The sequence below is a fragment of the Flavobacterium sp. PL002 genome (assembly GCF_054165825.1).
Map to the genome: position 1 here is coordinate 828965 of NZ_CM135110.1, position 15351 is coordinate 844315.

Below are 15351 nucleotides of genomic sequence, written 5' to 3' on the forward strand. Positions count from 1 at the left end.
ACTAAGAAATTATTGTTTAGACTTTTTATATTTTCCAAAAATAGAAAAACCAAAGAAAACAGAACAAAAAACATCTATAGCAAATTTTTCGCTTTTTAATTTATACTCATATTCATTTCGGTTTTGTTCTAATTCTTGTTGCATCTTCTTAAAAGACCCATAATGTTCAACAAAAAAATCAGCATGTTTAACACTTAAATAATTTGATAAATAATCTGATTTTAATCCTTTTGTTTTATCGAGCATTGAATTAGACTTCACTCTATAATAAAACCCTACTTCTTCTAGTTTTTTTACTCCACCACCATTCTTAAGCATTGCAATCCAAAACTCCCAATCTTCCCAACCATATATCATTTTTTCGTCATAACCTCCAATTATTTTCCATTCTTGCTTTCTAAATATTGCTGAACAAAAAATAAGATTATTTTGACTTATATTATACAAGCTAAAATTAGGCAAAACCCAATTTCCAGATTCATCCCCAAACTTCTCTGCCTTACAATAAACTAATTTTAAATTGGGATCTCTTTCAAACTCTGGTACCGCTAGTTCCAAATATTTGCTACTAATTCTATCATCAGCATCTAATGGCAAAATGAATTCACCATCAGCTATCGCAATTCCTGAATTTCTTGCAGCACTTAATCCCCCATTTTCTTTTTCTAAATACTTAAAACGAGAATCTTTTATTATCCATGTATTTGCAATTGTTGCTGTATCATCTGGGCTACCATCATTTACTATAATACATTCCCAATTAGTATAGGTTTGCTTTAACACCGATTGCAACGCTTCGGACAAATACTGAGCTTGATTGTAACAAGGTACTATTATTGAAACTTTTTTAGTAATCATAGCTTTTAAAAATCGTCTTTAAAAATCGCTTAGTAATTTTTTTAAACTCTTTAAAATTAAAAAAGCGTAGGTAATAATAAAATAAATCTTTCCATTCTGACAAAGTCAATTTCCTAGTTTTAAGAATTTCGTTTTCATATTTTCTTAAAAGTGACGTTCGTTCTTTTTTTTTATAATATAGAAGCTTATCATATATTATTTTTTTATAAAATGAAACTTGTGACTTATTTTTAAGGAAACAATTATCCGTTTTACCTGAAATATTTAATTGCGATAAACGTACAAAAACAATGCTTTCATTAATACTGTAAATTGGTTTATTCCAAGAAAAATCAAGCCAAGCCTGATCATCACTATTCCAAGCCAGAGGATAGTCATAAAAATGATGTTTAATATATGTTTTTCTAGAAAAAATATACTCTGATAAAGAACTTCTGGTTTGGTGATTGAATTTTCTTAAATAGGAATCAGTTGCAGACTCCCAAACTGGATGTTCAAATTTTTCAGAAACTTCATTATTCTCTTGAACAATCATTTTAGTAGCAAAACGAATTACTTCAGCTTTTTTATAAAATTGATTATAATTTTCATACCAGGATGCAACAACATAAGCATCTAAATAATCATCGTCCCCCAAAATCATTATCCACTCCTCATTTTGGCTCAAAGCAATACAACGATCCCATTGTTTTACTAATGAAGTTCCTCCGACATTTTCTTCAAATCTGTGATAAATATGTTCAAATTTACCTTGGTATTTTTGTATCAGGCTCAATGGGTTTTCTGGACTTGCATCATCACCAATGTAGACCTTAAACCTTTTGTCCGTTTGGTTAGCTAACGATTGTAAGGTTTCTTCAAAGAAAGTAAGTTTATAAAATGGGATAATAATTGCTAGCATTTATTTATCCTGAAATTTAGAGATTACTTTTTTTAAAATTTTTTGAGGGGTTTTATAATTATTTATCAAGTACATTACTTTTTTAAATAAAGTAGAATTGAAAACAAATTTCACCAAAGGATTATACTTTTTTAAAAGAAACCATTTTGACTTATTGTGAATTTTCCAAAACATTTTATCATAACAAAACCTATGTAACAAATCCATTTCGTTTACTTCCTTAAAATGATTTATTTGTGAAGCCTGTTTATTATGTAATCTAAAATAAATTAAAGATTTATCCACAAAGCCAGTATCAAAATAACACAAAACTCTCCACCAAAACTCTATATCTAAAGCTTGAATTAAATCCTTGTCAAAGTATCCTGTTTTTTCAAAAATTCGTCTATTTAATAGAACAGCGGTTGGTTCTCCAAATTTATTTTCAGGAGAGTGCATGAAATATTCGTCTCCTAAACATTTCTTTCCTTTAACAACTCCATTAGTAACATTTATAGCTTTCCACTTATTATGTAAATTTTCAAAATTTCTAATCCATGTAGTAATAAACAAATCTCTTTTCTCGAAAATAAAATCTCTTTTACAATAAACTAAATCAACTTTATTAGTTTCTGCAAACGTAACCATTTCTTCAATACAAGTTTCTTTCAAAACATCATCTTGAAACAAAAACTTAATGTATTCCCCTTTTGATTTCTTAACGCAGTTGTTCCAATTTTCACCAATGCCATTTGGCTCATGATGAAAAATCCGAATGGGTATTTTTGTTTTTCCTTTAAACGCTTCAATTAACTTTAAAGTGGTATCATTTGACGCATCATCCGAAACCACTATTTCCAAATTAGCATAAGTTTGTATAATTGCAGAATCCATAGCTTCAACAATAAATTGTTCTCCATTATAAGTTGGAATACAAATTGAAACTAAAGGGGTTATTCTATCCATAAACGTTTTTTTATACGTAGCCATACCTCGACTAGCAATTCCTTTGAGGTCTTCATTTGTATTGTTTCACTTAGCCCAAGTTCAATCTTATTATTATCCAAAAAATAATGATAAAAACTCTGATTTACTTTAATACATGTATTCAATTTCTCCAAAACTTCCTTATCTATTCGGTTTTTATAAGTTTTCACAAAACCAATAATTCGTTCTAGCAAGAGTGCTGATATAAAATTATTTGAATTATTATGACGGACTAATAAAGCGTGAGTATAAGCCGTATTAAAATTTTTAAAATAATCTCCCTCTCTACTCCAGACCCCTACTCCCTCTCTATAAACAGCCATCTTTTGTTCTAAATATTTTAATTTACCCTGTTCTGCAAGCAACATATAAAGAAAATAATCGCCTATAGGTGATAATTCAAATTCTATAGGAAATCCGTTTAATACGTTTCTAAAAACTACTGATGGGGTGTGTATATAATTACCCAGTCGGGCTAAAGTTTCTATAGTCTCATAATTTTCAGGTACTACTGTAATAAAATCATCTACTACGGCACCATCTGTTTTTAAAATATCAACTTGATGAAAACACATTACATATTCTGTATTTGCTTCTAGAAAATCAACTTGTTTTTGCAATTTTAAAGGATCTGTCCAGTAATCATCACCTTCACAAGTTGCTATATATTTTCCTTGACATTTATGATAAGCATCAATATAGTTTAATTGCATTCCAATATTTTGCGAATGCTTAATATATTTTATTAAATTTCCTTTTGAATGACTTCTAATAACCTCATTAATGATTCCATCTGACGAATCAGGAGAACAATCATTAGCTACTATTAATTCATAACTAAAATTACATTCCTGATCCACAACACTCTCTATAGCTTGTCTAATGTATTTTTCGTGATTATAAGTAATCATTAAAACACTTACCATCATTGACTAATTTTTTTTTCCATATAAAAAAAATTTAATTCTCTTTCTATTTTAACGAATCCGTATTTTTCATAAAGTCTTATCGCATATTTATTTTCAACATGAACTTTCAAACCATATTTTTTAAATCCTTTACCTATAATTTCTTTCAATGAAAATTCTAACAAACTTTTTCCATATCCCAAATTTTCAAATTCTTCCTTAACAATAATCATCGTAAGAAATGCCATCTCTTTATTTGGTTCGTTATCATAATAAGCAATAAATCCAATCAAAATATCATTCTTAATTATTGAAATTATTGAGGCTTTTTTAATTATTTTTTCAACATAATTTTCCAAACCAATGTCGGAAAAATTCATTATAAATTCAGTGTTTAAATTCTTAAAAAGCTCAATAATTTGTTCTTTCATATCAATTCATATTTGTCAAACATATTTTTTATATCTTCCAAACTGTTAAACATCATGACATCAATAATTGAAAGCCAAGATATAAAATCATTATTATATTGAGTATAAACTATTGACTCTGTTTTAATAAAATTAAGGGCAATTCCGTTTTTATCAAATATTTCTTTATTATATAATTCTTGCCCCCCAATTGCATTAAAATAATTTGTAGCTCTTAATTCTTCACAAATAGCAATAACTTTATCTTGACCCTTTAGCCCATTATTTTTTTCTAAAGTTGAAGAAATTCTAAAAGCCGTATTAATTTGCAAGTAATTAGATATTTTAAATAAAGAAAATATCAAAAATCTAGATAAATTATCTTCATCACTTGACAAAATTTCCTCAATAACAGGAAATGCATCCCTAAAAAAAGGGGCCTTTTTATATTCTTGTTCTATTGTTTTAAGCAGTTTTTTTTTATTTTTTCCAACTGTAATTTCTTTAATTTTTTTAAAAGAACTCGCCCCTTCCACTTGCAAAATAAAATTATGTTCTTTTTTATTTACTAAAATACTATTTCTAGTAATCCATCCTTGTTTAATAAAATTCACATCATCATAAACCACAAAAACATCAACCGCATTAATTAACTGAAAATAACCTATATATGGAAAAAAATAGGGCTGCATAATAGCTACTTTCATAAAAAAACGACATTTATTAGTAGCGTTATTTTCACAAGTTCTGCTTCTGACAAGCCCACATACAAAGGCAAACACATTATTCTTGAAGCAATACTTTCAGAAACTGGCATTGATCTACCTTTTGTATATTCAATTGTATTTAAGGACGGGTAAAAATACCTTCTTGGGTAAATTTGATTCTTATTCAATACTTCTTCAACTAGCAATAAATCTTCTTCTGTTTCAAATACAACTGGATAATAACTGTAATTCCATTGTGTATTCTCTCGTATTTTTAAAGATTTTAATTTCGAAAAATCAAGATTTGCATTGTAAAAATCTACAACTTTTTTTCTTTCAACAAGTATTGTGTCCATATAAGGCAAAACTGCCAAACCCATTGCAGCTTGCAATTCAGACATTTTTCCGTTAATCCCTAATCCATAGAAAGCCAAGGGGCCATTATGTCCAAAATTATGGCTGTAAAACAATTGCTGTTGTAAAGCTTTGTCATTTGTAAACATAGCTCCACCTTCGCCAGTATGAAAAAGTTTAGTCGCATGAAAACTACAAGTATTTACATCTCCATATTCAAAAATTGATTTGCCGTTGTACTGTACTCCAAAACAATGTGCCCCATCATAAATAACTTTTAAATGATGCTTTTTAGCAATAGCTTCAATTACCGTCACATTACATGGATTTCCAAAAACATGAGTAGCAAGGATAGCAGTTGTTTTACTAGTAATGGCTGCCTCAATTTTAGTTTCATCAATTGTCCAATATTCAGGATGAATATCTACAAAAACGGGGATACAATTTTCCCAAACTATGGCTGCTGTAGTTGCTACATAACTAAATGGAGTTGTAATAATTTCCCCTCCATTAGCTAACAACTTCAACGCTATTTGTAATGGTATGGTTCCATTATTAGTCACTATTATATTAGTAACTTTTAAATATTCTTTTAAACTTTCTTCTAACTCTATTACTAATTCCCCACGGTTTGTTAACCATTGATTATCCCAAGCTCTTTGAACATGATGTTGGTATTCTTCAATAGGTGGTAAAAATGTCCTAGTTACGTTTATCATTAAAAATTAATTTTATAAGCATCAATAATGCCGTTTTTCTTAATAAAAACTAATTCTGCTAACCACAAAACTTGCGGATGAAAAGGTCTATTTAAATCCGTAATTTCAAACAAACGATAGCCTTGTTCATCCATAAAACTAATCATTTTCAAAAAACTGTTATCAAATTCTTTAATAAAGACACCAACTTCCACCATAAATATTTCCGTTTTACCAAAAAAGCTACTTGCTCCTTTCAAAACTTCAATATCTAACCCTTCCGCATCAATTTTAATAATATCAGGAGTTGGTAATTTACTATCTAATAACAAACCATTTAAAGTCACAACGGGAATCTCAATTTGTTCAAAACCAGCTGCTGCAGCCTCTTTTTCACTATACCTAAAAGAACAACTATCATCTCGATCTACAATTGTAAATTGAAAACTACCCGCTTTTTCACCCGCTCCAACTGCATAAAACTGCACTTTACTATTGGTGTCTAAAATATCTTGGAAAGAATTCTTTAACCAGTGTTGAGGTTCTAATAAAGTATAATAGGATTCAGGGAAATGTTTTAAAACTTCTCTTGTCCAACTACCGTGATTTGCACCAACATCAACAATATGTTTTGGTACAAAACCAATTGCTTTTAAATTATTAAATAAAATGCTTAACAAGCTATTTTTATTAAACTCATCAACAATCAAGGTTGGGATACTATTCACTTTAACATACCCAAGCTTTATTGCAAGTGGATTCATTAGTTTAATGAGTATTCTTTTTATTGTTTTTTTCAAAATTTCAATTTTAATCGATATTATATTTTACTCCATACAAACATAGGCTTTATGAAACCAGGTTCTCTTCCTAACCAGGAACCTATTTGCCTTTGCGATTCTTGTACAGAAAAATTCATAATATCTGATTCTGTAAATAGCGTTATTTTAGCATCTTCAATAAGGTACAAATCCATAAAATAAGTACCAATATTTAAAAACCCTTTAGGAAAAGTACATTTAATAGTATTCTCTCCATTTTCTAATTTAATCCCCGATTTTGAATTAGAAAAAGTAAATAAGGTTACCCCTTCATCATCTTTTAGTACATAAGTCAGATGTAATCTTTCAGCATTATTTTTAATAATAATCCTGGTATTAAACTCAATGATTTGTTCCTCATCTAAAACCTCATCAGCTATTCCACCCTTTGGGTTTATAAAAATCTCGTTTAATTTAAATCGATCATAATCGTAATCATCACTAAAGAACTTATGGTTTAGTGCTTCTGAATGTCCTCTTAAATAATTAGATACTGCATTTGTTATATCCCCTTCAAAAACCACCTTTCCATGTTCCAGCACAACTCCCCTCGTACACAAGCTCTTTACCGCCGCCATATTATGACTCACAAACAAAACCGTTCTTCCGCCTTGCTTTGAAATATCTTGCATTTTACCAATGGCTTTTTTCTGGAACTCGGCATCACCTACAGCTAAAACCTCATCGATAATCAATATTTCAGGCTCTAAGAAAGCCGCAACGGCAAAAGCCAATCGCACAGTCATTCCAGAGCTGTATCTCTTAACGGGTGTATCTATGTAACGCTCACAACCTGAGAATTCTATGATTTCAGCAATTTTTGAGGCAATTTCTTTCTTGGTCATGCCCAGAATAGCACCGTTTAAAAAAATATTTTCTCTACCGGTCATTTCTCCGTTAAAACCAGTACCTACCTCGAGTAATGAAGCCACACGCCCACCAAACTTGATACTACCAGTAGTAGGGGCAGTTACCCGCGATAAAATTTTTAGTAAAGTAGATTTTCCAGCACCGTTTTTCCCTATTATGCCTAATACTTCTCCGCGCTCCACTTCAAAATTAATATCTTGTAAAGCCCATACATAGTCGCTTTCGCCTTTTGTACTGCGATCATTAGTATCTCCTATTTTTAGATATGGATTTTCTTTACCGCGCACTTGATGCCACCAGCGGTTAAGGTCATGACTCAATGTACCTGTACCTACTTGTCCTAAGCGGTATTGCTTAGAAATATTTTCGGCTTTTAGGATAATATCTTTGCTCATTTTATTATTTTCACTCTTAAATAAAGCATTAGGAGTCAATTTATTTTTATTTTTATAAAACTCAGGTTTAACTTCACAATTATGTTGCTTATCTAAGTTCTTCCCACAGCTTCGCATCCTGAGTCCCAATAAATTGGATTTCTCAGCATTTAACGTGGTTATTTTACACCTACAACTACTCTAATTTTAAATCTTAATAATTACTAAAAGTTCTTTTAAAATTACGATTAATTAATAAAGAATCACCAACTAAACCGTATCTATAAAACTTTTTTCTGTTTTGTTAAAAAACAATACACCTACTAAAAACAATACTATTGTTACCACAAAGGTATAAACCAAACCTAGCACAGTCATCTCACCTACATTTAACAACATATAACGGGTAGTCTCTATTATATAAGCAAGCGGATTGTACTTGATTAACCAAACGTAATCAGGCATTTTTTGTTGTACTAAAGCCATAGGATAAACCACCGCCGAAACATACATTAACAATTGTACTCCAAAACCTAGGAGATAGCTAAAGTCCCTATATTTAGTAACCAGTGACGAAATAATCATTCCCAAACCCAAACCCAATACGCCCATTAAAACAATCAAAACTGGAAATAATAAACACCACCCATTCAAACTAATTGCTGCTCCTTGAAAGTAATAATAGATATAGAAAGCAATGAAAATAAAGAATTGGATTCCGAATTTTAATAAATTAGAAACCACGATAGAAATAGGCACGATGATTCTAGGGAAATACACTTTACCAAAAATCCCAGCATTAGCACCAAATGTATTTGAGGTCCCAGTAAGACAGGCAGTGAAGTAATTCCAAATCGTGATTCCAGCAAGGTTGAATAAAAACGGAGGAACCGTTCCTGTAGAAATACCGGCAAGATTATTAAAGATTATAGTAAAAGTAATTGAGGTAAATAAAGGCTGAATCAAATACCATAGCGGACCTAGAACAGTTTGTTTATACACCGTAACTACATCTCTCTTTACAAAAAGGAACAACAAATCCCTATATTGCCATACTTCCTTAAGATTAAGGGAGAAGAACTTATTTTTAGGTGTTATTTCAAACAACCAATCGTTATCTGTATTTTGGGACTGATTCATCTAAATGTACTAAAAAGCTATTAGTAGGTTAATATGCATTTTGCAACTCTATAAGTGTACCTGGTATTCTTAATCCACAAATATAGCATTTTGACCCTAATATTGTGTTTATTTTAAGATTTCTAATTTCCAAATCCCAGAACCAGTACCTATCTACCTGATTATAAATTATTTCAACAAACAGACTTGTATAATGATGACATAAGAAATACGCTAACCAACAACTATCCCTCCCCACAACTGTCACCCTGAGCGGAGTCGAAGGCCTGATTAAAACAAAACCAAAATTCACAACAAAACGAAAAACCGCCCTTAAATTAAAAACGTCAAAAAACAACGAAGCAACGACGCGGCAGCAGTCCGCGAGTGAAGCCTAAAAGGCGAACGGCTCGGGCTGCGGAGCAGAGTGCTGAGGTAGTTTTTAAGCTTTGATCCCGATAACTATCGGGATCAGGCACTGTTTTTTGTTATTATCATCCTGAGCGGAGTCGAAGGAAAAATCAAGAAAAAAAGTAAAAACGTGAAAAGAGAGTAAACATCATTTTTTAACTATTCAAACTAAAAATTCAGAAATATATCAAACAAATAATAAAATACACAACTGTCACCCTGAGCGGAGTCGAAGGCCGCCTGATGAACACAACTCAAAAACCCACAACTCAAAAACCCACAACGGTCACCCTGATCCCCACAACTGTCACCCTGAGCGGAGTCGAAGGCCCGATTAAAACAAATCAAAAAACCCACAACGGTCACCCTGATCCCCACAACTGTCATCCTGAGCGGAGTCGAAGGCCCGACTAAAACAAATCAAACATTCACAACTATTTCCACCACTATCACCCTAACCCCCACGACGATCACCCTATTTCCACAACAGTCATCCTAACCCCACAACTGTCACCCTGAGCGGAGTCGAAGGCTAGAATAACACAAATCCAAAACCCACAACTATTCCCACAACAGTCATCCTAACCCCCACAACTGTCATCGGGAGCGGAGTCGAAGGAAAAATCAAAGAAAAAAAGTAAAGAATCTGTAAAAAAACCTAAAACTGGCTCAAAAAAAAAGTCCAAACCATAAGGTCTGGACTTTTATTAAAGTTCACTCAAATCACTTAAAGTGAAACTACGGTTTGCGCTTCTTCATTATAATTTTAAGAAGTAACGATACTGTAAAACTGACCACAGCACCTACAAATGCCAAAACAACTGTTTTCAAAACATCTTCTGAATGTAGGTGAGGTACCAGACTCAATAAGGTACCTCCTGCTGTGTTTACCTTGGTAGAAATAGTAACAGACATCGCTACTTACAACTTACGAGCAACGCCGTTACCGCCACTCAAAGTGTCTAGAGCATCATCTTCACTCGTCGTAATTTGACTGATTGCAGAAAGTACCCCTCCAACAACAGCCAAATACCCTCCAATAGAACCCACAATAACAGGCAAAGCAATTGGAGCTGTCAAAATGACTCCACCAACTGCCGCCATTCCCAAACCAATATTTCGAAGCACTTTAAAAAATCTTGGTGTTGGCGCTTTTATTCTTTTTACTATAGTCATAATTTTTTGTTTTATTATTCCAGTTAAGGAATTAAGATTGAACAATTAAACACACATCAGCATCACGATCTAAAATTTTATCAACAATTCCCTTTAGTTTATAAAATGCTTTTCGGGATGACAATCCCCTTCCCTCTCCTGATAATTCAGTAACAGGAGCAATGCAACCACGCAGTTCTAAAAGGGCATTATTAGCAGGATGAATCAAAATGCATTTTCTATTCATCACTTTCATCACCTCTAAATGCCACTTAAATTTGGTACTGTAGCGTTTTCTAATAAAATACTTCCCTTCTGGAATACAAGAAACCGACGTTTCATTCTCTTTCCACGGCAATTCAATAGTATGGCAAATAATGCCCCCTTCAAAGCGCAACACACCATTTGTTCCATTAGGAAAATAAGTTCTGGAGAGTACTAAAACCATGTTACAATCCACTTATTAAAATCAAAGCCAATGGATTGTAGGAACCGTTTTTCAACGGATACATCTTTCCATTTACCTCCTGATAGTAAACCACTCCAAGAGCTAAAAAGAGCGGACTTACGCTATTAGGCTCAAGTACATTATCATGATGTATTGCCACAGTTGGACTTGTATCCCACTTAATAAGAGCACTTTCAGAAGTTGCCACAACAAAAGTTTCTAGTTCAAAATTCACTGCTGTACCTGCAGATGTAATTTTAAAATGGGTGGTCCCCCCTGGAGCGGCAAGCATGTTCGCAGGAACAAACGAAGCCAAGTCAATAGACAATACACCACTAACCCGATCAATTGCCCCTACAAAGGGGGCAAACAAACTACTTCTTAGCTTTCCACTAATGTTAAACTCAAAACCAATAAGCAATTCCGCCTCACCATCAATTACATTACGCAAGCCACGCTCATTGACAAGATCTGCTTGAATAACTTTAATCATACGTTGAGTAAGCCTACTCGCTACTTTCCCGTCTGACGCATTAAGAAGCAAGCCTCTCAATGCAGTTCGCAACGTTTTCCCAGCCTTTCCCGCACGGCCAAACTCTGCTCCATTCTCCCTCGTACGTTGAAACGCAGGGTCATTTGCAATTCTACTCGCTTCAACGCCGCCTTTCTCACGCGCCAGGTGCCCGTCCTTAGTCTTATAAAAAGTAATATCTCCAATAGTACCTTTTAATTTAATGATGCCTTTTTGTCTTGCCATAAGTCCTAAAAATTTTAGATTTAAAATAATTCACCTACTCTCTCATCTTCAACATTCGTTGCAACTAAATCTTGAATGATTTGATACAAAGATGCTAATAATACAGCCATGTTTTAAAAGGCTGTGGTCACAAACGGTACTAAAACGCACATAATTACCTACTTTAGTAAACATACAACACATTAATTTCCATAACTTTACAAAAAAAAAGCCACTTCCATGGAAAGGAGAGCGGCTGCGAAACCAGTAAAATTATAAAAGGTGATTGCAAAAAACATCAGGGTATGTATTTATCCCAAGGATGTACAACGAATTACAGGCAAAACATACAGGCAAGCCAGGTTGTATTTGAATAAGATCAAAACCAACTTAAACAAAGAACCACACCAACTAATTTCAATTGAGGAATTTTGCGTGTATTCAGGGCTCCAAATGGAACATGTACTACGTTGTATAATCGGATAAGGATATAAGGTCTTTTAAAAATAGACTGATACACAACCACAATAAAGCAATACCAGTTCAATAAGAAGTTCTAGCACTAGTTCAAATGACGAACCACTCCATCAAAAAAAAAATCCATCGTCAAAATCACACTCAAATTTAAAACGTCTAAAACAAGCAATAAGCACGTTTTTAATTTCTCCCCTTTGGGCAGCTAAAAACCAAAAAAAACACTAGGCTACTTCTGCTACCTCAACTATCATTTTTATCATTACCCCTCATAAACGCATATAGCTTCACTCTTAATAAATACTCCCATAACCTAAACCACCAATTATTTCATACCATGAAACACCTCAACTAGCTAATTCACCCAGAGTTACTCTTGGAGTAGGATACTAAAAAAATGACTAACCACCTCACTACAAACTACCTGTTCAATTCCCGAATTGAACACTATACTTTTAGCAAATAAAAATTACATTATATAGTTTTGTCTGTCTTTTCAAGCACTTGTCTTGATATTCCACAATCAATTCCTCACTATACAATCTAATGGAAAATCAAAAAACAGAACAACGCATAAAGGCTATTTACCAGATGCTTTTTGAAATGGCAACTGGTAATCTCGCTTTTCGAATTATCAAAACAGATCAAGACGACGAAGTCGATAAACTGTCTGAAATGCTTAATAAACTCGCTGGAGAAATGCATAATATACTACTCCAATCAGCTTACGTTAACCTTCATTACAGTTATCAAAACTTAGTACAAACAACATTTATCTTAGACAATAAGTTCCTTATCAGCAATTTTAATGCACACGTTCTACAAGCACTATACTATGAATCTGAAGAATTATTTCAGGCAGATTTCGGGAAATTTATTGCGCCACAATCCTCAAGTATTTGGAATAAAAAAAAGGAGGAAGCTTCTCTAGATGATAATTACCATAGCAATGTTCCTCTTATTTTTGTTACGGGTAATAATAAATTACTTCCTGCTTTTTGCACCATTTCACGGCTGCGTTACAGTGACAAAATAATAGTAAACTCCATTACTACAATAGTGCAAGAATTGCTGTCAGACCCGAAGTATGTACTAAAAATAAATCCAGAAAGACAATCCGAAGTGGTCATCATGCAAAATCTTTATGATTACATTTTAAATCACTTGGAGGAACCACTTCCTACCCTTAAAGAATTAGCTGTGCTTTTTGATTGTAATGAATACAAATTGAAACTTGGATTCCGTGAATTTTTCAAAACAAGTATATATAATTTTTACCACGAAGAAAGATTAAAAAGAGCACATGTGATGATCCAGCAAACCAAGATTCCGCTCAAAGAAATTGCAATAATGAATGGCTTTAACACCTACCTCAACTTTTATAAAGCATTTAAAAAAAAATTTAAATATGCACCAAGTGAAGTAGATCGTAGCCCGAATGAAGCTAATTAAATACGCAACAACTTCAACTCTATTTTGAATAACGAAAGTTCTGATTTGCATACTATTATAATTTTATATTGTAGAATTTTACAAGACTAAAAAAAGCAAATTATGACAACTTCTGAAAAAATTAAAAGTACAATAGTGAATATCATAAGTGGGCTCTTTATTTTGCTTTTTACGTATGCAGCTACCAACAAACTACTTGATTTCGAAAATTTCAAACAGCAACTGGGGCAATCACCGCTGTTGAGCTCTTTTGCCGAGCAAGTAGCATGGGCGGTTCCGGCAGCTGAATTTTTAATTGTCATCTTATTGGTTTTACCAAAATTTAAGTATCCAGCCTTAATATCATCTTTCGTGTTAATGCTAATGTTTACAACTTACATCTATATTATTTTAAATCATAGCGCATTTGTTCCTTGTTCCTGCGGAGGTATTTTAGAAAAAATGAATTGGCACGAGCATTTGATTTTCAATCTAGGATTGGTGTTGTTGGCACTGATTGGATTGTGCTTGCAACCAACACCATTTAGTACTATAAAAAAGAACTTAATTGTGATATCCAGTTCTGGATTAACAGCCTTTAGTATAGTAATCGCTTTATTTCTAATCTCAGAGAATATCCATAGTTATCACAATAAATTTGTGCGGCGCTTATCGAGTGCCCCTGCAACCAAAATCAAGGACTATAACCTCAAATTAAGGTCATACTATTTTGCTGGAGCAGATGGTGATCATGTTTACTTGGGAAACACAACCTCTCAATTATTAATGACCGTTGTAGATACAGCGTTAAATATAACAACAATACGCAGTATTACTCTTGATAAAATCGACCTGCCTTTTCGTTCACTGACAATTAGAGTAAACGCCCCCTATTTTTATATTTATGACGGAATGGTTCCTTGCATATTTAGGGGACAAATTTCGGACTGGAAGGCTAAGTTATACAAAAGTGGCTCTGAGTATTTTACCTATGCAGAAGCTATTGACTCAACCTCTTTGGCAGTTCGCGTACAAAAACGAGGAAATGGGGAAAGTATAATAGGGAAAGTTGATCTACTCTCTAATGAAAAGACAGTATTAAATCATAATTTATTGCAAAAACAGATGGACGGCCTTTTCGATACTGATGGCTCTTTAATGTATAGTAATGAACTTAACAAAATAATTTATTTGTATGCCTATCGCAATCAGTTTATTGTCGCTGATCCTAAACTAAATTTAGATTATAGAGGCAATACAATAGACACAATCGCACATGCAAATATTAAATTGGTAGATTTAGAAAAACGTGGAGAGCGAAAATTTGCAAAAAAACCGTTGCTTGTAAATAAAGATGCAGCCGTTTATGGCAATCTGCTCTTTGTAAATAGTAATATTCCTGGTAGGTATGAAAGCTTAGAAATGTGGAAACTAGCCAGTATTGTAGATAGCTATAATATCTCCTCAAATAGCTATCTCGAAAGCTTCTATGTCTACGATGTTGACAAACAAAAGTTACGGGACCTAATAGTACAGGGTGATAAGCTTTACGCCCTAGTGGGAAATCACCTTATATGCTACAAACTACAGCCCATAATTACAGCTAATTATAAAAAACAGAGTCGGTCGTAAACCCGACTAAGCAATCTATTGGCCAAATAGCAGGACAAGATCGAAAACCTGTAAAAAAGAGTAGATCATAACTTTTAA

15 protein-coding genes are annotated in these 15351 nt (G+C 32.9%); 2 read left to right on the plus strand and 13 right to left on the minus strand.

Annotated elements, in window-relative coordinates:
* Window positions 1-9: 9 nt before the first annotated feature.
* The 13 genes from ACVEGE_RS03605 to ACVEGE_RS03665 form a co-directional block, all read right to left on the minus strand.
* Window positions 10-858: a glycosyltransferase family 2 protein gene (locus ACVEGE_RS03605; RefSeq protein WP_192500237.1), complete on the minus strand. Its 849-nt coding sequence runs from the start codon at window positions 856-858 to the stop codon at window positions 10-12.
* Window positions 848-1759 carry a glycosyltransferase family 2 protein gene (locus tag ACVEGE_RS03610; protein ID WP_192500238.1) on the minus strand — a complete coding sequence of 304 codons (912 nt, stop codon included), beginning with the start codon at window positions 1757-1759 and terminating at the stop codon, window positions 848-850. The genes ACVEGE_RS03605 and ACVEGE_RS03610 overlap by 11 nt, the downstream gene beginning before the upstream one ends.
* Complete coding sequence (locus tag ACVEGE_RS03615; RefSeq protein WP_192500239.1) at window positions 1760-2704, minus strand: glycosyltransferase family 2 protein; 945 nt, start codon at window positions 2702-2704, stop codon at window positions 1760-1762.
* The gene (locus ACVEGE_RS03620; RefSeq protein ID WP_192500240.1) at window positions 2692-3654 is read right to left on the minus strand and encodes a glycosyltransferase family 2 protein; all 963 of its coding nucleotides are present in this window, start codon (window positions 3652-3654) and stop codon (window positions 2692-2694) included. The genes ACVEGE_RS03615 and ACVEGE_RS03620 overlap by 13 nt, the downstream gene beginning before the upstream one ends.
* A complete protein-coding gene (locus ACVEGE_RS03625; RefSeq protein ID WP_192500241.1) occupies window positions 3651-4064 on the minus strand; it encodes a GNAT family N-acetyltransferase in 414 nt (137 codons plus the stop codon). Before ACVEGE_RS03625 ends, ACVEGE_RS03620 begins: the two co-directional genes overlap by 4 nt.
* A complete protein-coding gene (locus tag ACVEGE_RS03630) occupies window positions 4061-4750 on the minus strand; it encodes a WbqC family protein (RefSeq protein ID WP_192501986.1) in 690 nt (229 codons plus the stop codon). Before ACVEGE_RS03630 ends, ACVEGE_RS03625 begins: the two co-directional genes overlap by 4 nt.
* Window positions 4747-5823 (minus strand): DegT/DnrJ/EryC1/StrS family aminotransferase, encoded by a 1077-nt coding sequence (locus ACVEGE_RS03635; protein ID WP_192501987.1) that lies wholly within the window; start codon window positions 5821-5823, stop codon window positions 4747-4749. The genes ACVEGE_RS03630 and ACVEGE_RS03635 overlap by 4 nt, the downstream gene beginning before the upstream one ends.
* Complete coding sequence (locus tag ACVEGE_RS03640) at window positions 5823-6602, minus strand: FkbM family methyltransferase (RefSeq protein ID WP_192501988.1); 780 nt, start codon at window positions 6600-6602, stop codon at window positions 5823-5825. Before ACVEGE_RS03640 ends, ACVEGE_RS03635 begins: the two co-directional genes overlap by 1 nt.
* 20 nt (window positions 6603-6622) lie before the next feature.
* Entirely contained in the window at window positions 6623-7888 is a 1266-nt protein-coding gene (locus ACVEGE_RS03645) for an ABC transporter ATP-binding protein (protein WP_192501989.1), read from the minus strand.
* Between the two features lie 249 nt (window positions 7889-8137).
* A complete protein-coding gene (locus ACVEGE_RS03650; protein WP_173856491.1) occupies window positions 8138-9007 on the minus strand; it encodes an ABC transporter permease in 870 nt (289 codons plus the stop codon).
* A 1311-nt stretch (window positions 9008-10318) separates the two neighbouring features.
* Window positions 10319-10573 carry a hypothetical protein gene (locus tag ACVEGE_RS03655; RefSeq protein ID WP_192500749.1) on the minus strand — a complete coding sequence of 85 codons (255 nt, stop codon included), beginning with the start codon at window positions 10571-10573 and terminating at the stop codon, window positions 10319-10321.
* Window positions 10574-10604: 31 nt separating this feature from the next.
* Window positions 10605-11000, minus strand: a complete 396-nt coding sequence (locus tag ACVEGE_RS03660; RefSeq protein ID WP_192500750.1) for a DUF5675 family protein — start codon at window positions 10998-11000, stop codon at window positions 10605-10607.
* 1 nt (window position 11001) lies between these two features.
* Window positions 11002-11757 carry a hypothetical protein gene (locus ACVEGE_RS03665; protein WP_192500751.1) on the minus strand — a complete coding sequence of 252 codons (756 nt, stop codon included), beginning with the start codon at window positions 11755-11757 and terminating at the stop codon, window positions 11002-11004.
* 999 nt (window positions 11758-12756) lie between these two features.
* Between ACVEGE_RS03665 and ACVEGE_RS03670 the strand changes: the two genes are divergently transcribed.
* On the plus strand, window positions 12757-13662 hold the full coding sequence (locus ACVEGE_RS03670; protein WP_192500752.1) for a helix-turn-helix domain-containing protein: 906 nt from the start codon (window positions 12757-12759) through the stop codon (window positions 13660-13662).
* Between the two features lie 102 nt (window positions 13663-13764).
* Complete coding sequence (locus ACVEGE_RS03675) at window positions 13765-15273, plus strand: MauE/DoxX family redox-associated membrane protein (protein WP_192500753.1); 1509 nt, start codon at window positions 13765-13767, stop codon at window positions 15271-15273.
* Window positions 15274-15351 lie beyond the last annotated feature (78 nt).